The organism is Caulobacter sp. SSI4214 (assembly GCF_012184455.1).
GTDB lineage: Bacteria > Pseudomonadota > Alphaproteobacteria > Caulobacterales > Caulobacteraceae > Caulobacter > Caulobacter vibrioides_E.
This window is the reverse complement of the sequence record NZ_SZWJ01000053.1, coordinates 1-21,701: the sequence shown is the minus strand read 5'-3', so window position 1 is coordinate 21,701 and position 21,701 is coordinate 1. Positions and strand designations below refer to the sequence as shown.

Here is a 21,701-nt window from a genome sequence, read left to right as displayed (position 1 = left end):
CAACGCTTGACCTGGGCGTCAACGCGCCTAGTCTCCGCCCTCTGTTCACCGGGGGGCCGCGCGCGCGGCTGAGATTGGGCTCTCGCCCTGACCCGTAGAACCTGATCCGGGTCATGCCGGCGAAGGGAGGGAACGCGGACGGGAGCGATCGTCTCGTCCGTAAGACCGACTCAAGCGCGACACGTCCGGGTCTCCTTGCCGCTTGAGGAGCGCCCGAAATGAACGTTCAGACCACCATCAAGGCCGTGGCCGAGGCCATCTCGACCGGCCCGATCCCCGGCTCGCGCAAGGTCTATCAGGCCGGCGAGCTGTTCCCCGACATCCGCGTGCCGTTCCGCGAGGTGGCCGTTCACCCGTCGGCCAACGAACCGCCGGTGACGATCTACGACCCGTCGGGTCCCTATAGCGATCCCAGCGTGACCATCGACATCGAGAAGGGCCTGCCGCGCTCGCGCGAAGCCCTGGTCGTGGCGCGCGGCGACGTGGAGGTCGTGACCGATCCCCGCCAGGTCAAGCCCGAGGACAACGGTTTCGCCCAGGGCAAGCACCTGGCGCCGGAGTTCCCCGACACCGGCCGCAAGATCTATCGCGCCAAGCCAGGCAAGCTGGTCACCCAGCTGGAGTACGCCCGCGCCGGGATCATCACGGCCGAGATGGAATATGTCGCCATCCGCGAGAACCTGCGCCGCGAGCAGACCCGTCCGTGCGTGCGCGACGGCGAGGACTTCGGCGCGTCGATCCCCGACTTCGTGACGCCCGAGTTCGTGCGCCAGGAAGTGGCCCGCGGCCGCGCCATCATCCCGGCCAACATCAACCACGGCGAGCTGGAGCCGATGGCGATCGGCCGCAACTTCCTGGTCAAGATCAACGCCAACATCGGCAATTCGGCCGTGCTCTCCACCGTCGCCGACGAGGTCGACAAGCTGGTCTGGGCCACGCGTTGGGGCGCCGACACAGTCATGGACCTGTCCACGGGGCGCAACATCCACAACATCCGCGACTGGATCATCCGCAACAGCTCGGTGCCGATCGGCACGGTGCCGATCTACCAGGCGCTGGAGAAGGTCAACGGCGTCGCCGAGGACCTGAACTGGGACGTCTTCCGCGACACCCTGATCGAGCAGTGCGAGCAGGGCGTCGACTACTTCACGATTCACGCCGGCGTGCGCCTGCCGTTCGTACCGCTCACCGCCAAGCGCGTCACGGGCATCGTCTCGCGCGGCGGCTCGATCATGGCCAAGTGGTGCCTGGCGCACCACAAGGAGAACTTCCTCTACGAACACTTCGAAGACATCTGCGAGATCATGCGCGCCTATGACGTTTCGTTCTCGCTGGGCGACGGTCTGCGTCCGGGCTCGACCGCCGACGCCAACGACGAGGCCCAGTTCGCCGAGCTGCGCAGCCTGGGCGAGCTGACCAAGGTGGCTTGGAGCCACGGCGTTCAGGTGATGATCGAGGGGCCAGGGCACGTGGCCATGCACAAGATCAAGGCCAACATGGACGAGCAGCTGAAGCACTGCCACGAGGCCCCGTTCTACACGCTTGGCCCGTTGACCACGGACATCGCGCCTGGCTACGACCACATCACTTCGGCCATCGGCGCGGCGATGATCGGCTGGTTCGGCACGGCGATGCTCTGCTACGTCACGCCCAAGGAGCACCTCGGCCTGCCCGACCGCGACGACGTCAAGACCGGCGTCATCACCTACAAACTGGCCGCCCATGCCGCCGACCTCGCCAAGGGCCACCCGGGCGCTTCGATGTGGGATGACGCCATTAGCCGCGCGCGCTTCGAGTTCCGCTGGGAGGACCAGTTCAACCTGGGCCTGGACCCCGAAACCGCTCGCAAGTTCCACGACGAGACCCTGCCGAAGGAAGCGCACAAGACCGCCCACTTCTGCTCGATGTGCGGTCCCAAGTTCTGCTCGATGAAGATCAGCCAGGAGGTCCGCGACTTCGCGGCCGGCAAGGCGCCCAACAGCGCCGAACTGGGCATGGCGCAGATGAGCGAGAAGTTCCGGGAGCAGGGCTCGGAGATCTATCTGAAGACCGAATAGGCGATTGAGGCGTCGCAAGGGCGACGCGGCGGGCGGGGGCTAGGATCGCGCTTTCGGAGCCCCCGCCATGCCGACCCGCCGCGCCCTGATCACCGCCGCGCCCCTGCTGGTCGCCGGATGCTCGCGCTGCGCTTCGCCCTATGACGAGGCGGTGCGGAGCCTTTGGCGTCTGCCCGACCTGAGCGGCGGCGGCTTTCCGGCCATGGCCTTGATCGGGGCCGCGGCCCTGGCGGCGAATGGCCACAACACCCAGCCCTGGCGGTTCAAGGTCGAGCCCCGCGTCATCGAGATCCTGCCGGACCCGACACGACGCACGCCGGTCGTGGATCCCGACAACCACCACCTTTTCGTCAGCCTGGGCTGCGCCCTGGAAACCCTTCTCCAGGCGGGGCTGGGCTATGGCTGGGCGGGCGAGCCGGCGGTTCTGTCGGGAGGCGGCGTCCGCGTGGTCTTCTCCAGCGTCCCGGCCCGGCCCGACGCCCTGTTCCAGGCCATTCCCCATCGCGCCTCGACACGGACGCCCTATGATGGAACGCCCGTGGACGCGGCCACGCTGCGGCGGCTGGAAGGCACCGTCGGACAGTCTGTCGGACTTCGCGTGGTGCTCGACGGCGACGCGCGCGCGAAGCTGAGCGACATGATCGTGGCCGGCAATGACGCCCAGCTGGCCGATCCAGCCTTCATGCGCGAGCTCGCCGCCTGGATCCGCTTCGACGCCGGCGAGGCCCTGGCGCGCCGCGATGGGCTGTTCACGGCCGCGTCGGGCAATCTCGCCGCGCCGCGTTGGCTGGGCCAGCGTCTGCTGCCGCTCGTCATGACCCGGCGCAGCGAGGCCGATCGGCTTCGTCGCGTGGTCGCAAGCTCGCCGGGCTTGGCGATCTTCACCGGCCCCGCCGAAACCCCTGAAGCGTGGATCGCCGTGGGCCGCGCCTTCACCCGGTTCGCGCTGACCGCCACCGCCGAGGGCCTGAAACTGGCCTTTATGAACCAGCCGGTCGAGGACTTGTCGACCCGGCGCCGGTTGGCGGCCTGGCTGGGCGAGCCGGCCAAGCGCCCCGATCTCGTCGTTCGCTTTGGCCGCGGCCCGGATCTGCCGCGGTCCTTGCGTCGCCCGTCCAGGGACCTCCTCGTCTCCTGATCGGCTTGAGGCGAATTCGCTGGCGGCGAGGCCCCGACGCCGTCACCTTCGGCGGCATGAAGCGCCTGAGTCTGATCGCGGTCGCGGCCGCCCTGTCCATCGCCGCGCCGGCCTTCGCCGAAAGCCCGTTCTGGCCGGTCAAGGCCAAGGGCGGCGCGGTCGCGCCGGAGCTGAACGGCGCCTGGAAATCGAGGGGCTATGGCTGGATCGTGCAGTTCGGGCCCGAGGGCGCGCAACTGTTCCAGACCGTCGGCGAGGCCTGCTATCCCGATCCGCGCCGCGAGTTCGATCCGGACGAGATCATGACCGGCTGGCGCGCCGAAGGGCAGGGGACGATCACCCTGACCGGCGATCCGGACGCCGCGCGCTATCTGTTCGACCGGCTGCCTAACCTGCCCAACGCCTGCATCAGCGCCGCCGGCTGGACGCCCGACCGCATCGTCGCCTTCGCCGCCGACACCTTCGCCGCGTTCTATCCCCGCTCGGCCGAGCGCGGGCTGGACTGGCAGGCCCGCAAGACAGCCGCTCTGGCCCAGGTCTCGCCGAACGCCTCCGAGGCCCAGCTATGGACGGCGCTGTCGGGCCTGCTGGCGGGGCTCGACGATCCGCATGTCGAGCTGCACGGCATGGTGGGCGGCGAGCTCCGCGACCTGGAGCCCGGCCTTTCGCCGACCCTGGCCAGGGTCCACGCCGCCGATCCGCAAGGCGACGAGAAGGCCTGGCTGCAGGCCTATCGCGAAGGGATCCTGACCGGGATCCTGAAGGGGCGCGGGCGGCAGGCCGCCAACAATCGGATCTTCTGGGGACGGGTCGACGACATCGGCTATCTGAACGTGGTGACCATGGGCGCCTTCGCCAAGAACGCCGCCCCGGACGATCCGCGTCCGCTGGACGCCGTGCTGGACGAGGCCATGGCCGCGTTCGTCGGCGCCAAGGCGGTCATCGTCGACGTCAGCAACAATCGCGGCGGCTATGACGGGATCAGCCGTCGGATCGCCGGCCGCTTCACCGACCAGCCGCGCCTGGCCTATTCCAAGGTCGGCGTCGGGGCCAAGGCGCCGCCCCAGCCGGTCAAGGTCGAGCCCGCCTCGGGCGCGCGGTTCACCGGTCCAGTCTATGTGGTGACCAGCGACATCACCGTCAGCGCGGGCGAGACCTTCACCCTGATGATGAAGGCCCTGCCCAATGTGAAGCTGGCGGGCGGGATGACGCACGGGGCGTTCTCGGACCAGCTGCCCAAGCCGCTGCCCAACGGCTGGGCCCTGGCCTTGCCGGCCGAGCTCTACAAGGCCCCCAACGGGGACGACGTGGAGGGGCAGGGGCTGAAGCCGGACGTGCCCCTGACGATATTCCCGGAAAACGACCTCTCCGGCGGTCACGCCAAGGCGATCGAAGCCTTGATCCAGAAGATCCAGGCCGGCGCCAACTAGATCGCTGCTTGGGGCCGATCCTAGGTTGCGGCGATGGCGTTGGGGGATCGCCGAATCCCTCTTTCCGCCAGGCCGCATCAAGGTTGCGGCCAATATTTCCAATGGGAAACATGTTTGCGCCGCTCGCTAAGTCGTCGTCCGAATTGTGACGTGATTTCAATGCTTGGGCGCGATGCGGCGCCCGAAAGCCACAGCTTGGCGGGCAATCGTCCGCATTGCCTTTTCTTAATCCGCTCAAGCGTTGCGGCGGGGCGCTCGCGCTCGTAAGGAGCAACAACTTCGCGTTGGCGTGTCGGGCGCCGGCGCCCTCCCTGATCTTGTTTTCCGTGGGCCTCATGACCCTTTCGACCATGCTTTTCTACGGGCTGGCGGCCGTCTCGCTGGACCCCGCCGCCGCCGTCGCCGCGCCGATCGCGTCCGCTCCGGTCGTCGAGGAAGGACCCAAGACGCCCCAGGTCAAGGAGGTCCCCAACGAGGTGGAGGGGCTGGTCATCGAGGCGGAGAAGCGCGGCAAGGTCGAGGGGCCGATCGAGCCGGATCTGACGCTGAACGAAGAGGACATCAAGAGCTTCGGCGCGTCGAACATCGCCGACCTGCTAACGATGCTGACGCCTCAGACCACCAGCACCCGGGGCCGGGACGCCAGCGCCGGCCCGGTGCTGCTGGTCAACGGCCGCCGTATCTCGGGCTTCCAGGAGATCCAGGGCATCCCACCCGAGGCGATCCAGAAGGTCGAGATCCTGCCCGAGGAGGTCGCCCTCAGCTACGGCTACAAGGCCGAGCAGCGGGTCGTGAACTTCATCCTGAAAAAGAATTTCAAGGCGCTGGCCATGGAAGGCGCGGCCAGGGTGGCCACCGACGGCGGCCGCACCGTTCCCAGCTTCCAGGGCAACCGCCTGACCATCGACGGCAACAAGCGCTGGAACGTCGACGTGACGCTGCAGCACGAGCCGTCGCTGCTGGAAACCGACCGCGACATCGTCCGCTCGCCGAACGGCCTTCCCTTCGACCTGCTGGGCAATGTCACCGGCGCGAACGGCGGCGAGATCGATCCGGCGCTGTCCAGGCAGGCCGGGACCCTGGTCAATATCGCGGGCGTTCCGCGCGCGGCCTTGAACGGTCGCGTCGGGATCAGCGATTTCGCGCCCCTGGCCGGGCGGGCCAATACCGGCGACCTGACCGCCGACCGCAGCCTGATCGCGCGTTCCGACAAGGGGACGCTGCGCGGTTCGATGAGCCGCGACATCAACCGCGACACCCAGCTGACCGTCAGCGGCAACTTGGAAGACAGCAGCAGCCACTCGCTGCTGGGCCTGCCCGGAGTCGTCTTCGCCCTGCCCGCGGGAAGCCCGTTCTCGCCGTTTTCGAACGCAGTAACCGGTTACCGATACATCGACGCGCCCGGTGCCCTGGCGCGCGACGTCGATACCCTGCGCACCCAGGTCAGCATGGCCGCCAACGGCCGCATAAAGGACTGGCGCTGGAACCTGACCGGCGACTTCGACCGCATCAAGACCGACACCACCACGGGCCGGGGCGTCGACGCCTCGGCGTTCCAGGCGGCGGTGGCGGCGGGCGATCCCTCCGTCAATCCGTTCGGTCCGATCGCCTCGAACCTCTACAAGAGCGTCGCGGCCGACACGGCCCGCTCGATCTCGACCTCGGCCACCGCCGAGCTGGTCGCCAACGGCAACCTGTTCCAGCTGCCGGCCGGCGGCCTGCAGACCACCCTCAAGGTCGGGGCCAACAGCAAGGGGTTGGACTCCAAGACCGTCCGCTCGGGCGTCTCGACCGCGCGCGACGTGACGCGCAACAGCGAGAGTTTCCAGAGCAGCTTCAACATCCCCCTGACCAGCACCCGCCAGAACTTTCTGGCCAAGGCTGGCGATCTCTCGATCAATTTCAATCTGGGCTACGAGAACCTGTCCGACCTGGGCGGCCTGACCACCCTGGGCGCCGGCGTGAACTGGGCGCCGATCAAGCCGCTCAGCTTCATCGTCAGTTACACCGACGAAGAGGGCGCGCCGACCACCAACCAGATCAACGATCCGGTGGTCGTGACCCCGAACGTCTCGGTGTTCGACTTCACCTCCGGCCAGACGGTGACCATCGTCCGGACCGACGGCGGCAATCCGAACCTGCACAACGACGATCGCAAGGTCATCAAGCTGGCGGCCAACTATAAGCCGTTCGAGAAGGTCGAGCTAACCTTCAACGCCGCCTATACCCGCGCCGAGACGCGCGACGTCATCGCCAGCTTCCCGGCTATCACGCCCGACCTGGAGCGGGCCTTCCCCGACCGCTTCGTGCGCGACGCCACCGGGCGGCTGTTGTCGATCGACGCGCGGCCGGTGAACTTCGACAGCGCCGAGAACGAGACGATCCGCTGGGGCTTCAACCTGTTCAAGCCGTTCGGCCAGCCGACGCCGGGCGGGTTCGGCGGCATGGGCGGACGTCCTGGCGGCGGTCCCCCTGGCGGCGGCGTGATGCGGATGGGCGGCGGGGGACCCGGCGGGCCCGGCGGCGGCATGGGCGGTCCGCCGCCGATCCGTCCTGGCCAGGGCATGTTCCAGTTCTCGATCTACCACACCTGGCGTCTCAGCGACGAAGTCACCATCCGCAAGGGCATGGCGACGCTGGACCAACTGGACGGCGCGGCGATTACATCGCGCAACGGTCAGGCGCGACACCAGGTGCAGATCCAGGGCGGCTACTTCAGGAACGGCATGGGCGCGCGCTTCACCGGCAACTGGTCCAGCTCGACCTGGGTCAATGGCGGTTCGACCGGCGGCCAGACTCTGTATTTCTCGGACCTGGCGACGGTGGGGCTGAATTTCTTCGCCGACCTCAACACCTCGCAGAAGAAGCTGGTTGCGGCCCATCCCTGGCTGAAGGGCGGCCGTCTGGCGTTGAGCTTCGACAACCTGACCAACGCCAAGCAGACCGTGCATGACCAGAACGGCGTCACGCCTCAGGCGTACCAGCGCGACTATCTAGATCCCCTTGGCCGCACGGTGCGCATCAGCTTTCGAAAGCTGATCAGCTAGAGCGCGTTAGGTTTAGGTGCGAGCGGCTAAGCCGCTCGAACGCGCTCCAAGTCTAAGATTTAGCGCCTGTTTGTCTGGTTTAGATGGGACCATCTAAACCAGACAGGGCAGAGCGTGACGCCGAAAGTGGGAACCGGTTTCGGCGCGAGTCACGCTCTAAATATTTGATTTTGAGCCTCGTCAGAACTCGTCCCAACGCTCGGCCAGGGCCTGCTGTCCGCCGGCGACCAGCTTGACTCTGGGCGAAGGGGCCGGTCGGGCCGGCTGGGGCTTGGCGACAGCACGGGCGGATGAGGATCCCGCCCCGGTTTCGAAGCGGGCGACCAAGCGTTCGAGCTCGCCGGCCTCGCCCTTCAGGCTGGCGGCGGCCGCGGTGGCTTGCTCCACCATCGCCGCGTTCTGCTGGGTCACCTGATCCATCTGGTTGACCGCGACATTGACTTCGCTGAGCCCCGTGGCCTGCTGCTGAGACGACCGGGCGATCTCGGAGATCAACTTGTCGATTTCGTTGACCTTGGCGGAGATCGCGTTGAGCGCGACGCCCGTTTCGGCCACCAGCTTGACGCCGCGTTCGACCTGGTTGGAGCTGCTGGCGATCAAGGTCTTGATCTCCTTGGCGGCCTCGGCCGAGCGCTGGGCCAGGGCCCGGACTTCCTGAGCGACGACGGCGAAGCCCTTGCCGGCCTCGCCGGCGCGCGCGGCCTCCACGCCGGCGTTGAGCGCCAGGAGGTTGGTCTGGAAGGCGATCTCGTCGATGACGCCGATGATCTGGCTGATCTGACCCGAGCTTTCCGAGATTTCGCTCATGGCCGTGACGGCGTCGCGCATCACGGTCTCCGAGCGCTCTGCGTCGCCCTTGGCGGCGGACGCCGCGGCGGACACCTGCTTGGCGCCCTCGGCGCTGGTCTTGACGGTCGCCGTGATCTGGTCGAGCGCGGCGGCGGTTTCCTCAAGGCTGGCGGCCTGCTGCTCGGTGCGGCGCGACAGGTCATTGGAGGCGGCGGCGATTTCCTCGGAGCCGCCGCGGATGCCGCCGGTCGCCTGGGCGATGGTGGTCATCGCGGCCTTCAGGCTCTCGACGGCGGTGTTGAAGTCGGTCTTGATCTGGCGGTACTGGCCTTGGAAATCCTCGGAGATAATGCAGGTCAGGTCGCCCTTAGACAGGCGCCCGAGGTTGGCGGCCAGGGTCGCGACGACGGCGGCCTGTTCGGCCTCGATCCTGCGACGTTCGGCTTCGGTTCGGCCGCGTTCGGTTTCCGCCGACGCGCGCATCTTCTCGGTTTCCTCTTCGAGCGCGCGGGCGCGCTTGCCGTTGTCTCGGAAGACTTGAACGGCGCGGGCCATCGACCCGATCTCGTCGCCGCGGTTCAGGCCGTTGACCTCGGCGTCCAGGTCGCCAGCGGCGAGTCGGCCCATGACGCCGGTCATCTGGCCGATCGGACGGGCGATCGAGCGCGACATCAAGAAGCCCAGCACAACCGAGATGCCCGCCGAGATCAGGCCGCTCACGATCAGGGCGACCTGGCCGAGGGAGATCGCCTGATCGCGTTTGGCCGAACGAACCGCCAGAAGCCCCGTTTCAGCGTCGCGCATCTCGCCCAAGGTGGTTCGCACGCCGTCCATCGCCTTCTTGCCGGCGCCGGACGCCTCCAGGCTTCGGGCGGCTTCGGCCCCGCCGACGGACTGCATTTGCGAGATTTCAACGGCGGCCACCTTGGCGCGCCAGGTGGCGATATGCCCCTTGAGGGTCGCGATCCGCGCCTGTTGCTGAGCGTTGTCGGCGGTGAGGGACGTAAGCTGCTCCAAGGCCGCGTCGGCGCTCGCGGCGCCCTTGCGATAGGGCTCCAGGAAGTTCGAATTGTTCGAGATCAGGTAGCCGCGAAGACCTGTCTCCTGATCGACCATGGCCGCGCCCACGCGATCGACCTGATCGAGCACCAGCCGGGTGTGGTCGTTCCATTGGGAGGTCGAGCGAATATCCCGGAGATTGATGAACACGACGATCGCGACCACGACCGAGATCAAGGTCATCAGCGTGAAGGCGAGGCTGAGCTTTTGCCCAATCTTCAAGTTGGCCACTTCGAACTCCCCCAAACTTGGCGCACTGAATGTCGCGCAACGGACCGCGCGACGGTAAAGCGAAGCTTCGCCTTAAGAATACGATGTGTGTTGGTTAAGGCGGAGTTACCGCATAGGTGAATGATCAATTTGTCACATGTATTCCGCGCGGTCTATAACTGCAATTTCTGAATATTCACGGTTGTATCAACCGATAATTGTGTAGATCGGATGTAAGCTGAATTCGAAAATACCCGAATCCGCTTGTCGGCTTGGCCTGGGGTAATATTGAATTTTTGTGAAATCTAACCGAGGTGAGATGCGGGTGGCCGTCAGGGACCATCTGGATCATCATCGTGTCCGGCGTGGTTCGGCCTGCCTTGGGGCTCTAAATCAAATACTTAGAGCGTGACTCGCGCCGAAACCGGTTTCCACTTTCGGCGTCACGCTCTAGTTGAGGGCCGCGCCGATGGGCGGGGCGTTCCGATCCTCCAACGTGTCTATGACCGACCCGTAGAACGCCCGCAGTCTCGCATCGGCCTCCTGCTGGGCGACCAACGACAAGGCCGCCGCCAGTTCCGCTCTTTCCGTCACGCCGCGCGCGATGAGAATGCCGGCGAGCGCGGTAAAGAGCCCGGTCTGATACTTGATCAGAAAGAGGAGCTCGTCTTCAGCCTTCATGGTCGGTCTTGCGCCTTCAAGGAGTGATCCGCGCGGGCGGCGACCGCTGGCATGTTCCGGCGATTAACCCGCTCTAGAATTCCTCCCAGGTCTCCACGGCCAGCGCGGCGCTCTGCTGAAGGCGGCGAGCGGGCGAGGCGGCTACGGCCGCGCCGGGGCGGGCGCTGACCTCCGGCTTGCGCGGGGCGCTGACCACCGGATTGCGTTGGTCGCCAACCGCCCTCGGCGCGGCCGAGGCTTTGCTGGTCTGGAAGCGCCCCACCATGCTGGCCAGCTCGCGCGCCTCGGATTTCAGACCGGAGGCGGCGGCGGTGGCTTCTTCGACCATCGCGGCGTTCTGCTGGGTGACCTGGTCCATCTGATTGACGGCGGTGTTGACCTGATTGATCCCCGTGGCCTGTTCCTGGGAGGACTTGGCGATTTCGGCGATCAGCGCGTCGATCTGACCGACCTTATCAACGATGGTGTTGAGCGCCTTGCCGGTGTCGCCCACCAGGCGCACCCCACGCTCGACCTGGGCGGTGCTGTTGGAGATCAAGGTCTTGATCTCCTTGGCGGCGTCGGCCGAGCGTTGCGCCAGCGCCCGCACTTCCTGAGCCACGACCGCGAAGCCGCGGCCAGCCTCGCCTGCGCGAGCGGCCTCGACGCCCGCGTTGAGCGCCAGGAGGTTCGTCTGGAAAGCGATTTCGTCGATCACCCCGATGATCTGGGTGATCTGGTTAGAGCCAGACTCGATCTCGCCCATGGCCGAAACGGCCTCGGCGACAATGTCGCCCGAGCGCGTGGCGTCGATCCGCGTGGTCGAGGCCACGCTGGAGGCCTGCTTGGCGCCTTCGGCGCTGCGCTTGACCGTCGAGGTGATCTCGTCCAGGGCCGCGGCGGTTTCTTCCAGCGTGGCGGCCTGCTGCTCGGTGCGACGCGACAAATCGTCCGACGCATTGGAAATCTCGCCGGCTCCGGCGCCGACGGTGTCGGTGACCTGGGTCACGGACGCCAGGGTGTCGTCGAGCACGCGCATCGCGGCGTTGAAGTCGTCCCGGACCTTCGCGAAGGCCGGATCCACCGCTTGCTCGATGCGATAGGTCAGATCGTTGGCCGCCAGGCGCTCGAGGCCCAAGCTGATGGCGTTAACCGCCTCGACACGGCCGGTGACGACCGTCGCGAACTTGACGACCTTGGTCACCACGCCCCTGTGATCGAGGATCGGATTGTAGGCTCCCTGGATCCAGACCTCGTTGCCGGCCTTGCCGATCCGCTTGAACTCGCCGGAGAAGAACTGGCCGCGCGCCAGATCGGCCCAGAAGGCGCGATAGGCCTCCGTGTCGCGTTCCCCGGGGGCGACGAACAGGCTGTGGTGTCGTCCCTGGATCTCCTCGAGACGGTAGCCCATGGCGTCGAGGAAGTTTTCGTTGGCGTTGACGACCTCGCCGGTGACCTTGAATTCGATCATCGCCTGCGAGCGGCCGATCGCGGCGATCTGACCCATGTAGTCGAGATTAAGCAGGCGCTCCTTGGCGTCGGCCCATTCGACGACATAGCCGGTGATCTTGTCGCCTTGCCGCAGCGGCATGACGCGCAGGTCGAACGCCCGGCCGCCGACATTGATCGTCGCGTCATAGGCTTGGGTCAGCTTGGCCAGCAGGGCCCTCTGGTGCGCGGGGTTCTTGTGGAAGATGTCGATATTGCTGCCGATGATCCGGTCGGCGCGGAATTGCGGCAGGTCGGCGCGCAATTCCTGTTCGGCCTCGCGCATCAGCTCTTCGAGCGCCGGGTTCATGTAGGTGATGTTCAGATTGGCGTCGGCGATCATCACCTTCGCGCGGAGCGCGGCGAGCGCCGAGGCGGTGTCGGAGGCCCGTTTGCGGGTGGCGCCTTTAAAATTGATCATCGTTCGCCTCATCCCATCTCGCAATGTCGTTCCTAAAATGCCTGACTTGAATCCTTTAACGACGGCTTAAACTCAAAGATTAGGCGCTTGGGATCGAATAAAACCGAACCCGAAAAGGGGATGGTGTATTCTCTGGCGAGGCGTTCTTTGATGGTTCTATTGCAATGGATAATTGCATTTTTTGTATTGGTCGCCGCGGACAGTGACAATTTGTCCTATGGCGCTGATGAAAATTGCCATGATCGGAAATTCAAGTCGTCGGCCGCCGCCCTCGGGCGGCGTTAGCCTTGGCCGAGCGAGCTGGCTCCTCGCGTCTCTTCGCCGCATCGCCGGGGCCTCGGCTTCGACTGTCATTGAATCGTTTCCGCGCGGCGTCATAGACCGTGCATGGGAGTGATCCAGACGCCGAGCCAACACAGCGACGCCAAGGGAGAAGCGCCCCGGCGTTCGGCCTATGGCGCTGGCCATTTCGCCAAGAGTCTGGCCTGGACGTTCACCGACCTGCTTCTGGCCTATTACGCGAACGTTCACGTAGGTCTTTCGGCGCATCAGACGGGTCTCTTGCTGTTCCTGTCCATGGCTTATGGGGCGGGACTGGACCCGGCCGTCGCCTATTTCCTGCGTCACGCCGAAGGAAGCCGACGTCGCATTCTGCAAATCCAGTTCGTGGCTGGAGTGCTGACGGCCGTCGCCTTGCTGGTGGTGTTCTTGCCGCCGGTCGAGGGCGTCGGATCTTTCGCCTATCTTCTCGCGGCTCTCTTCTTTCTGAGAACTGCCTACGCGGTCTACGACGTGGCTCAGAACGCCCTGGTGTCGTTGCTGCCGGCCAATGAAGCCGACGCTCATCGGTACGTGATCCTGCGTCAAACGCTCAGCGCCGTGGCGCGCCTCTGCGTGGCGGCCCTGTCGTTCCTGATCATCAGCAAGACCGCGCCGACGGGGCGCGAAGCTGGGTTGGTCGCCGTGATCGCGGTGCTGATCGTCGCGACGAGCGGGTGGATCCTGGCTTGGGCGGGCCCCGCCTCGGGAGGCGTCGAGCGACGGAGCGTCCCTGGTCTTCGCCTGCCCAGAGGCGCTGGGCGGCTATTGCTGGCGGCGGCGATCCACTCCGGACCTTTCAGCATGGCCGCGCGCATGGTGACCTTCGTACAAGGCGCGGGCGCGGACGATCACACGGGGGCCGCTCTGCTGTTCGCGCTGGTGCTAGGCACGTTGATGGGTCCGATCGGCCTCGGTCGTATGCGCTTCGAGGACGGAGAGTTTCGCGCCGCGCTGGTCTTTACGGCGCTGGCCGTCTTCGGCGGCGTCGGTTTCGCGGTCGCTCCCCGGTCGGGCGCGCCGGCCCTCGCGGCTTGCTTGGCCTATGGGGTCGGTCTTGGTGGAACCATGACCCTATTCTGGCGGGGCATGAGCGTCGCGGTCCGAGAGCACGCCCTGCGCACGGGCGTGCGCACCGACCTGGCCGCCTTCGCGCTGCTGACCGCCGTCCTGAAACTGGCCTCGGCGCTCTTTGGCGGCGCGGTGGGGTTGGCTCTGGACGGATTTCGCGCCGGCGCCCCCGCGACCGCGCTCGCCTTGGGCGCGCTCGTGACCGTCGGAGGCGTGGGCTTTCTCGCACTGTTCGCGCCGCGCCACTTCGCGCCGAAGCTTGTTTAATAGTTCTCACAAAAGAAATATGTGCGAGGCTCCTTAAACGCTTTGGTGAAGTCCATGCGGCCGTCGCCCGTCATTCATCTTTCCGAGGATCAAAAGCGAATTGTCTGGCGTCTTCGGACCGGCGGACCCGCGTCTCGCACCGAGTTGGCGCGCGAGCTGGGCATTCACAACGGCGCCCTGACCCGGCTCAGCCGCGAATTGGTCGCCCTTGGCGTGGTCGAGGAGCAGAACCAGAATGAGCGGGCGGCGCGGGGGCGGCCCACCGTGCCGCTAACGGTGTCGGACCGCGCGGGCTATGCCGCTGGCGCGACGGTGCACCCAGGTTGGCTGGAGATTTCGCTGGTCAATTTCGCGGGCGAAGTGGTGGCGCGCGACATCGAACCGATGGAGAGCGATGACCCAGCCATCTTCGCCGAGGCGGTCGAGCGACGCCTGCGCGGGCTGGCCGTCAACCACAACATGCTGCGCTCGCGCTTCCTGGGGCTGGGCGTCGGAATTCCGGGACCGGCGATCGTCGGGCGGCCGAACCATTGGTGGGCCGTGGAGTGGCTGAAGGGCTGGCGCGACCTGGATCTGGTCGCCTTTCTGACGGATCGGCTGGGCCTGCCGGTCTGGCTCCAGAACGACTCCAGCGCCGCCGCCCTGGCGGAATACTACACGGGCAACCTCCTCAAGGTCTGCGACTCCGCGCTGGCTCTCTTCATCGGACACGGTGTCGGCGGCGGCGTCATCGCGGGGCGCGAGATGTTCGTCGGCGAATACGGCAACGCCGGTGAGGTGGGGCGTCTCTATCCGGGCGGAAGGCCGCGCCCCTCGGGCATCGATCTGCTGGCGTCGCTGCGTGGGGCGGGGGCCGAGGTCACTTCCTTGCTGGACGTGGAAGGCTGCCTGCGCACGCACCCCGAGGTGATCTCGGCCTGGATCGACCGCGCGGCAAGGCAGCTCGAACTGGTGGTCAACGCCGGTATCGTCTGGATGGACCCCGGGGCCGTGGTGATCTCCGGCGCCTTGCCGCTGTCCATCCTGGAGGGCCTGGCGCGTCACCTCGAGAGCTCGACGCGCCTGTTCATGAAGCCCGATGAGCCGCCGCATCTGACGCCGCCGCTGGTCAAGGCCTCGACCCTGGGCAGCAGCGCCGTCTCCATCGGCGCGGCTCTGTTGCCCATCCACGAGATCGGTCGGCCGGGGGCGAGCTAATAGGTTATTTATTTCCACAGAAATAAATAAATCTGTCGCCGCCCGACCTTATTCGGCCGTCCCATAGCGCTGTCGGGCGCGAGAAAAATCTGGGGTCGGCAATGAAGAAGTATCTTGTTCACGGGGTCGCGTTCTGCGCGCTTCTCGGCGCGGCGGCGCCAGCCTTGGCGCAGGCGGTCGGTGATCCGAACGCGACGGTCGACGCGGTCGTCGTCACCGGCATCCGTCGCGCCAACGTCAAGGCCATCGACAGCAAGTTGAAGGCGACGGGCGTGGTCGACGTCGTCAGCTCCAACGAGGTCCAGGCCCTGCCGGACCTGACCATCGTCGAAGCGCTGCGGCGCGTGCCTGGTCTTTCGGTCCTCCCGGCCACCGACAACGAACACCCGCGCGACGAGGCGGCCACGCCTGTGATCCGCGGCCTGGGCCCGGCCTATAACAACGTCACGATCGACGGTTCTCCGATCGCCTCGCCGGGCACGCCGAACGGCAATCTGGGCTCGATCGGTCGCGGCGTGCGCCTGGACATCCTGCCGTCGTCGATGATCAGCGAGATGGCGGTCACCAAGACCTTCACCGCCGATCTCGATCCCAACGCCGTGGGCGGCGCCATCGACCTGCGCACGCGCAGCGCCTTCGCGGGCGGCGGCAAGCCGTTCTTCACCTTCGAAATCGCCGGCGGCGGCGCCAACGACCAGGGGCAGCCGCGCAAGCAGGCGCCGATCGGCGGACGGGTTCAGACAACCGGCAGCTTCACCTTCGGTCCCGATGGCAAGTACGGCCTGACCGCTTCGGCCAACTATCAGAAGCTGGACACCTTCACCGAAACCCACATGACCACCGACACGGTTCACGCGGTCTTCTACAATGACGCCGGCGTGGCCCAGAGCGGCGAGAATCTGGGCAATGGTTTCGCGGTGCCGCAGCAGGACAAGTACTGGTACGTCCAGGACCGCCGCTCGCGCTATGGCCTGACCCTGAAGGGCGAGGCCAACTTCACCGACGCGCTGTACGGCTTCGTGACTGGCGGCCTCTACCGCTTCCAGGACACCATGGAGCGCAACGAGCTCATCATGGACGCCAACCAGCGCGGGACGGTGTTCAACCAGACCGCCACCAGCGGCCAATATCCCAAGGGCGACGTCGAAGTCGGCTTCGAGCACGCCAACATCATCACCAACACCCAACTGCTCCAGGCCGGGTTGGACTGGAAGATCGGCGACGACCAGGTGCTCAGCGCGCGCGGGTCGGCTTCGCGCGCGACCTATCGCGAGCCGATCACGATGATCAAGTACATCACCAACGCGGCCTACGGGACGCCGGGCGCCAACGCCGGAGCCGTGGTGGTCCCGACGGCGGCCTACGCCTTCACCTACGACACCAGCCGCTTCAACCAACGCTTCAACATGAACCCGGCGGCGTTCTACGATCTGTCGGCGTACAAGGCCTTCTACTACCGCCCGGACTATAAGCGTTCGGCCAGCGACAATATCTACAGCGGCCGGATCGACTGGCGGAAGAACATGGCGCGGGACGCGCGCGGCTGGGGCTTCTCGGCGGGCGTCAGCTACACGCAGGACACGCCTGAGTACAATGTGTACCGCGTCGAGTACGGTCCGAACGCCAATGCGCCGCTCATGACGCTGAACAACGCCGCCGGTCCGGCGGGCGCGCCGATGCGCTATTCGAACGGCCTGTTCCTGCTGACCATCGATCCGGTCAAGGCCGCCGCTCAGTGGGAAGCGGTCCGCGCCGCCGGCGGGTTGAACAGCACCGACCAGAGCGGTTTCAGCAATCAGGACAACTTTGAGCACCGCGAGAAGACGATCGGCGCCTATGGCGTCGCCGCCTATGCCGGGGAGAAGCTGAAGGCTCAGTTTGGCCTGCACGAAGACTCCACCCAGCAGGACACGACGGGGCGCGCCCGGGTGGCTGGCGTCTGGACCAAGCTGCCGACCAAGTCCTCCTACGACTTCCTGCTGCCTTCGGCGCTGGTGACCTACGACATCACGCCGACGATCGATGTGCGCTTCGGCGCCAGCCAGACGATCGGTCGCCCCAGCTACGACAGCTACGCCGCCCGCACCGCGATCAACTTCACCCAGGCGAGCGATAAGGGGAACGCCAACGCGACGGGCGTGACCGTCACGGTCGGCAATCCGGACATCAAGCCGCGTCTGTCGACCAATCTCGATCTCGCCATGGATTGGCGTCTGTCGAACCGCTACGGCGGCCTCTTCTCGGTCGCGGTGTTCAACAAGGATATCAAGGACGAGATCTTCAACGCCAGCTCGCAGGGCTTCACCTATGACGGCGTGACCTATGCCAACGCGGTGGTCACCCGGCCGGTCAACGCCAGCAAGGCGTCGGTGCGCGGGGTCGAGGCGAACCTGATCGTCAACTCGCTGGAGTGGGTCCATCCCTGGCTCAAGAACATCGGCGTCAGCGGCAATTGGAGCCAGCTGGACGGCGAGCTGAAGGTGCTGCGCGGCAATGGCGTGTCGCGGACGCTCGACCGCCTGACCGGCCAGCCGGACGAGACCCGCAACGCGACCATCTTCTACAGCCATGCCGGTCTGGAGCTCCGCGCCGCCTATAACCACCAGGGCAGGGCGCTTAGGTCCATCACGCCGGACATCGCCTGGCAGGACCTCTACTGGGCGCCGCGCGATCAGGTGGATTTCCAGGCGACCTACGAGGTTCGCCCCGGCCTGATGGTGTACGGCCAGGCCAGCAACCTGACCCATACGCGCATGACCAGCTTCTATGGACCGAACAAGAACCTGCTGAAGGACACCTATTCGGTGCCGACGGTCTTCTGGCTGGGCGTGCGGTTCACGCCGCGCTTCTAGAACCCGTCGCGCGGTCGGATCGTCGGACCGCGCTCCAATGATTGAAGTCGGGGCCTGCTTCTCGAACCGGAGGCGGGCCCCGGCCCACCGACGGGCGCGCGTCCTTCGCGCGTCTTCGCGGGGCGGCGCTTGATCCCCTTGGCGCCGCCCCGCGCCCCTTTTCAGAAATTACGACGCCAATGGAGACGGCTCCCATGCGCAGACACACGACCCGACTGATTGGAGCCTTGGCGACCGTGCTGATGACGACCGGCCTGACGTCGGCCGCCAGCGCCTCGGCGGACCAGGCGGTGGCGAAGCTGAACGATCCCCAGGGCGGGATCTTCGTGGTGGCCCATCGCGGCTGCCACAATCCCGCGCCGTCCCGGGGCCTTTATGATCCGACGCCGGAGAACTCGTTGCAGGCTCTCGAGCGGTGCGTGGCCTTGGGCGTGGATATGGTCGAAACCGACGTGCGCCGCACCAAGGACGGTGTCCTGGTGATCATGCACGACGAGACGGTCAATCGCACGACCAATGGAACTGGTCGCGTGGCCGACATGACGGCGGCCGAGTTCAAGCGCCTGCGCCTGCGCCAGAACTTCGGCGGTCTGATGTCGCCCACCTTGACCGACGAGGCGCCGTCGACCCTCGACGAGTTCATGGCGCGCGCCAAGGGGCGCATCATGCTCAATCTCGATATCAAGGAGGCGATCTACCCCGAGGTGGTGGCGGCCGTGGTCAAGGCGGGACTGGTCCAACAGATGCTGATCAAGGCGGACGCCTTGCCAGGCGCCCCGCCGTTGAGCGACCAGGCGCCTTATCGCGACGCCCTGTTCATGCCGATGCTGAACACGGTCCGGGCAGGCGAAGGGGCGGACCTCGCCGCGATCCTGACGCGGCAAGCCTCGGGACAACATCGCATTCCGGCGGTCGAACTCGTGTTCGTTCGCGCCCAGGACTTCGAGGCTGTACGGGATGCCGCCCGCCGAGCGGGCGTCAGGCTCTGGAACAACACCCTGACCTCCGTCGGTGTCACGGGCGTGATCGGCTATGGCGGTGATCAGGACGCCATGCGCGCCCCGGACCTGGTCTGGGGACGCCAGATCACCGCTGGCGTCTCGGCCTTCCAGACCGACGAACCCGCCGCTCTCCTGGACTATCTGGCCGCGCGGCGGGGCGCCCAGAGCGCGCGCTGAGTGATCGCCAACCGCGCCGCGGCGTCTTCGAGGGGAAGTCGAAGGTCGTCGCGGCGTATCGGCCTGTCCGAACTTGAGCGCCGCCGCGCGGCTACGCCGCTATCGAGGTGGCGGCGGTCCTCATGCGCCGAAACGCGGCGTTGAGGTCGGCCAGCGCTTGGGCGAAGGGCGTCCCATTTCGCAGGGCCCGCTGGGCTTCGTTATAGTGCCCGCGATTGATCTGGTCGGCCAGGGCGCCGGCCTGGGCGTGGAACGCCCGATGGGCTTCCAGTAGGCCCATGAAGGCGTGATTGCCGGCCCAGCGCCGCGCGCCGTTTCCATGCAGCCAGCAGCCCGTGGGGCACAGGCGGTCGGACTTCAGGGTGGAAGCGTCCAGCGGGATCTGGTCGGCGATCGCCGCGCTCAGGGTTTCGCGGATTTGAGTGTGCGTCTGCGCTTGTTCGTGAAAATCCATGGCCAAACCTCTCGGTTCAATCACGTCCAGATTGTCCAACGGCGTGGTTTCCGAATGGTTTTCAGGAGGCCTCTCCATCCACAGCGACGCCGGCTTATCCACGGTCTGGGGGAGGCTTTATAGGCGGGCTGATCTCCAGTCGGAGCGCGGCGCTCGCCCCATTTGGCGGCGCCGATGAGGCAAGATTGTCATCGGATCGTGCGAGAAACGTCGCGAGGCGAAAAAGGTTGGTTAACAACCTCCATGCGCGGTTGTTTGACGAACGCCGATTTAGTAAAGACTTTTTAAATTTTCGGGCAAAGACCCGAGCGATAGACTGGTGGGGACCACGTGCTAACCGCTTCTAATTCGTCGGCGGAGCCGCGAACACGCGTCGTGAAAGCGTCGCCGGTTGCGCAAGATCCGCTCAAGCGCGCGATGGATATTCTGGTGGCGGGCGGCGCCCTGCTGTTCTTCGCGCCCTTGCTGGCGCTCGTCGCCGTCCTGATCAAACTCGAGTCGCCGGGGCCGGTGCTGTTTCGGCAGTCGCGCGGTGGGCTGAATGGTCAGGCGTTCACGATCCTCAAGTTCCGTTCGATGCGGTGCCAGGAAAACGGCGCCAAGGTCGTGCAGGCCCAGCGTGAGGACGACCGCATCACGGCGATCGGCCGGATCATCCGCAAGACCAGCATCGACGAGTTGCCCCAACTGCTCAACGTCCTGAAGGGCGACATGTCGATCGTCGGCCCGCGTCCGCACGCCCTGGCCCATGACGAACACTACGGCGCGCTGATCCCCAACTATCACCTGCGCTTCCGCGCGCGCCCGGGCCTGACGGGCTTGGCCCAGATCAAGGGCCTGCGGGGCGGAACCAGCGCGATCGAAGCGATGGCGGCGCGGATCGACGCCGACAACGAATATATCGAACGCTGGACGCTGGCGGGCGACATCGGAATTCTTCTGATGACCGCGCCGCACCTGTTGATGACGGAAAACGCCTACTAGGTTTTCCGTCGGCGAAGCGGATGATGGCCGCGCCGCGTTCAAGGGGATTTCATGCAAACCGTTCTGGTGGCCGGCGGCGCTGGCTATGTGGGCTCGCACTGCTGCTTGGCCCTGGCCGAGGCCGGGTTTCGCCCCGTCGTGTTCGACGATCTGTCCAATGGACATAGGGAGCATGTCCAGTGGGGGCCGTTCGAGGCGGGCGATATCCGCGACCGCGCTCGCCTGGACGCGGTGTTCGCCGCCCACAGGCCCGTGGCGGTTCTGCACTTCGCCGCCCGCATCGAGGTCGGTGAGTCGGTCAAGAACCCCGGGGCCTTCTTCGACAACAATGTTGGCGGGACGATCACCCTGATCGAGGCGGCGCGCCGGGCGGGGGTGAACGCCCTGGTCTTTTCGTCGACCTGCGCGACCTTCGGCGATCCGGTGATCCTGCCGATGCCCGAGACCCATCCGCAAGCGCCCCTGAATCCTTATGGCCGCAGCAAGCTGATGGTCGAACAGGCCTTGGCGGACTACGACCGCTATGTCGGATTCCGCAGCGCGGTGATGCGCTACTTCAACGCGGCGGGCGCCGATCCTCAAGGCCGTATCGGCGAGTGGCACGAGCCGGAGACCCATGCCATTCCGCTGGCGATCCAGGTCGCGCTGGGCCAGCGCCCGCATTTCACGATCTTCGGCGACGATTACGACACGCGGGACGGCACGGCCGTTCGCGACTACGTGCACGTTCTGGACCTCGCCGACGCCCACGTTTCGGCGCTGCGTCGGTTGTTGGCCGGCGGCGCGTCGGAGTCTTACAACCTCGGCACCGGCGCGGGCACCACCGTGCGCGAATTGGTCGATGGCGTCGGTCGGGCGGTGGGTCAGGCGCTGCCGGTCCAGGTCGCCGCGCGACGCCCTGGCGACGCGCCGGTTCTGGTCGGCGACAACGCCAAGGCCCGCGAGCAACTGGGCTGGAGGCCGTCGCGCGACCTGGACGCCATCCTGTCCAGCGCCTGGCGCTGGCACCAGGCCCAGGCTCAGGCCGGACGATAAGGGGGCGGGCGGTCAAAGCCCGCGCCCGACCCCCATGGACGCTCAA

Annotated in this window: 14 protein-coding genes and 1 riboswitch; of the genes, 10 read left to right on the top strand and 4 right to left on the bottom strand. The window is 66.3% G+C overall.

Annotation, left to right across the window (positions count from 1 at the left end):
* Window positions 1–39 precede the first annotated feature (39 nt).
* Window positions 40–145, top strand: a riboswitch (TPP riboswitch).
* 73 nt (window positions 146–218) lie between these two features.
* The 4 genes from thiC to FCU40_RS15130 all read left to right on the top strand — a co-directional run bounded on the left by thiC (window position 219) and on the right by FCU40_RS15130 (window position 7,672).
* Window positions 219–2,057 carry a phosphomethylpyrimidine synthase ThiC gene (gene thiC, locus FCU40_RS15145; protein ID WP_168076015.1) on the top strand — a complete coding sequence of 613 codons (1,839 nt, stop codon included), beginning with the start codon at window positions 219–221 and terminating at the stop codon, window positions 2,055–2,057.
* Between the two features lie 67 nt (window positions 2,058–2,124).
* Window positions 2,125–3,195 (top strand): hypothetical protein, encoded by a 1,071-nt coding sequence (locus FCU40_RS15140; RefSeq protein ID WP_168076013.1) that lies wholly within the window; start codon window positions 2,125–2,127, stop codon window positions 3,193–3,195.
* A gap of 56 nt (window positions 3,196–3,251) precedes the next feature.
* On the top strand, window positions 3,252–4,625 hold the full coding sequence (locus FCU40_RS15135; protein WP_168076011.1) for a S41 family peptidase: 1,374 nt from the start codon (window positions 3,252–3,254) through the stop codon (window positions 4,623–4,625).
* A gap of 335 nt (window positions 4,626–4,960) precedes the next feature.
* Window positions 4,961–7,672 carry a Plug domain-containing protein gene (locus FCU40_RS15130; RefSeq protein WP_168076009.1) on the top strand — a complete coding sequence of 904 codons (2,712 nt, stop codon included), beginning with the start codon at window positions 4,961–4,963 and terminating at the stop codon, window positions 7,670–7,672.
* Window positions 7,673–7,852: 180 nt separating this feature from the next.
* Here FCU40_RS15130 and FCU40_RS15125 read toward each other — a convergent pair whose 3' ends face one another.
* From FCU40_RS15125 to FCU40_RS15115, 3 genes are all read right to left on the bottom strand, one after another.
* Window positions 7,853–9,751: a methyl-accepting chemotaxis protein gene (locus tag FCU40_RS15125; RefSeq protein WP_241693625.1), complete on the bottom strand. Its 1,899-nt coding sequence runs from the start codon at window positions 9,749–9,751 to the stop codon at window positions 7,853–7,855.
* Window positions 9,752–10,180: 429 nt separating this feature from the next.
* Window positions 10,181–10,411 carry a hypothetical protein gene (locus FCU40_RS15120; RefSeq protein WP_004618528.1) on the bottom strand — a complete coding sequence of 77 codons (231 nt, stop codon included), beginning with the start codon at window positions 10,409–10,411 and terminating at the stop codon, window positions 10,181–10,183.
* A gap of 73 nt (window positions 10,412–10,484) precedes the next feature.
* On the bottom strand, window positions 10,485–12,299 hold the full coding sequence (locus FCU40_RS15115) for a methyl-accepting chemotaxis protein (RefSeq protein ID WP_168076007.1): 1,815 nt from the start codon (window positions 12,297–12,299) through the stop codon (window positions 10,485–10,487).
* 387 nt (window positions 12,300–12,686) lie between these two features.
* On the opposite strand from FCU40_RS15115, the gene FCU40_RS15110 reads away from it, so the two are divergent.
* From FCU40_RS15110 to FCU40_RS15095, 4 genes are all read left to right on the top strand, one after another.
* Window positions 12,687–13,955, top strand: coding sequence for an MFS transporter (locus tag FCU40_RS15110; protein ID WP_168076005.1), 1,269 nt, complete (start codon window positions 12,687–12,689; stop codon window positions 13,953–13,955).
* A 54-nt stretch (window positions 13,956–14,009) separates the two neighbouring features.
* The gene (locus tag FCU40_RS15105; protein ID WP_168076003.1) at window positions 14,010–15,152 is read left to right on the top strand and encodes an ROK family transcriptional regulator; all 1,143 of its coding nucleotides are present in this window, start codon (window positions 14,010–14,012) and stop codon (window positions 15,150–15,152) included.
* A 101-nt stretch (window positions 15,153–15,253) separates the two neighbouring features.
* Complete coding sequence (locus FCU40_RS15100; RefSeq protein ID WP_168076001.1) at window positions 15,254–18,004, top strand: TonB-dependent receptor; 2,751 nt, start codon at window positions 15,254–15,256, stop codon at window positions 18,002–18,004.
* 194 nt (window positions 18,005–18,198) lie between these two features.
* Window positions 18,199–19,182, top strand: a complete 984-nt coding sequence (locus FCU40_RS15095; protein WP_168075999.1) for a glycerophosphodiester phosphodiesterase family protein — start codon at window positions 18,199–18,201, stop codon at window positions 19,180–19,182.
* 91 nt (window positions 19,183–19,273) lie between these two features.
* Here FCU40_RS15095 and FCU40_RS15090 read toward each other — a convergent pair whose 3' ends face one another.
* Window positions 19,274–19,636 (bottom strand): CZB domain-containing protein, encoded by a 363-nt coding sequence (locus FCU40_RS15090; protein ID WP_004618538.1) that lies wholly within the window; start codon window positions 19,634–19,636, stop codon window positions 19,274–19,276.
* A 330-nt stretch (window positions 19,637–19,966) separates the two neighbouring features.
* Here FCU40_RS15090 and FCU40_RS15085 point away from each other — a divergent pair, with 330 nt between their 5' ends.
* Together FCU40_RS15085 and galE are read left to right on the top strand one after the other, a co-directional pair.
* The gene (locus FCU40_RS15085; RefSeq protein WP_035017136.1) at window positions 19,967–20,620 is read left to right on the top strand and encodes an exopolysaccharide biosynthesis polyprenyl glycosylphosphotransferase; all 654 of its coding nucleotides are present in this window, start codon (window positions 19,967–19,969) and stop codon (window positions 20,618–20,620) included.
* 51 nt (window positions 20,621–20,671) lie between these two features.
* A complete protein-coding gene (galE, locus tag FCU40_RS15080) occupies window positions 20,672–21,655 on the top strand; it encodes a UDP-glucose 4-epimerase GalE (protein ID WP_168075995.1) in 984 nt (327 codons plus the stop codon).
* Window positions 21,656–21,701 lie beyond the last annotated feature (46 nt).

Excerpts from the sequence above, each read along its gene's own strand:
- FCU40_RS15135 (WP_168076011.1), top strand. The coding sequence starts at position 3,252 with ATGAAGCGCCTGAGTCTGATCGCGGTCGCGGCCGCCCTGTCCATCGCC.
- thiC (WP_168076015.1), top strand. The coding sequence starts at position 219 with ATGAACGTTCAGACCACCATCAAGGCCGTGGCCGAGGCCATCTCGACC.
- FCU40_RS15090 (WP_004618538.1), bottom strand. The coding sequence starts at position 19,636 with ATGGATTTTCACGAACAAGCGCAGACGCACACTCAAATCCGCGAAACC.
- FCU40_RS15115 (WP_168076007.1), bottom strand. The coding sequence starts at position 12,299 with ATGATCAATTTTAAAGGCGCCACCCGCAAACGGGCCTCCGACACCGCC.
- FCU40_RS15140 (WP_168076013.1), top strand. The coding sequence starts at position 2,125 with ATGCCGACCCGCCGCGCCCTGATCACCGCCGCGCCCCTGCTGGTCGCC.
- galE (WP_168075995.1), top strand. The coding sequence starts at position 20,672 with ATGCAAACCGTTCTGGTGGCCGGCGGCGCTGGCTATGTGGGCTCGCAC.
- FCU40_RS15095 (WP_168075999.1), top strand. The coding sequence starts at position 18,199 with ATGCGCAGACACACGACCCGACTGATTGGAGCCTTGGCGACCGTGCTG.
- FCU40_RS15100 (WP_168076001.1), top strand. The coding sequence starts at position 15,254 with ATGAAGAAGTATCTTGTTCACGGGGTCGCGTTCTGCGCGCTTCTCGGC.
- FCU40_RS15130 (WP_168076009.1), top strand. The coding sequence starts at position 4,961 with ATGACCCTTTCGACCATGCTTTTCTACGGGCTGGCGGCCGTCTCGCTG.
- FCU40_RS15110 (WP_168076005.1), top strand. The coding sequence starts at position 12,687 with ATGGGAGTGATCCAGACGCCGAGCCAACACAGCGACGCCAAGGGAGAA.
- FCU40_RS15105 (WP_168076003.1), top strand. The coding sequence starts at position 14,010 with ATGCGGCCGTCGCCCGTCATTCATCTTTCCGAGGATCAAAAGCGAATT.
- FCU40_RS15120 (WP_004618528.1), bottom strand. The coding sequence starts at position 10,411 with ATGAAGGCTGAAGACGAGCTCCTCTTTCTGATCAAGTATCAGACCGGG.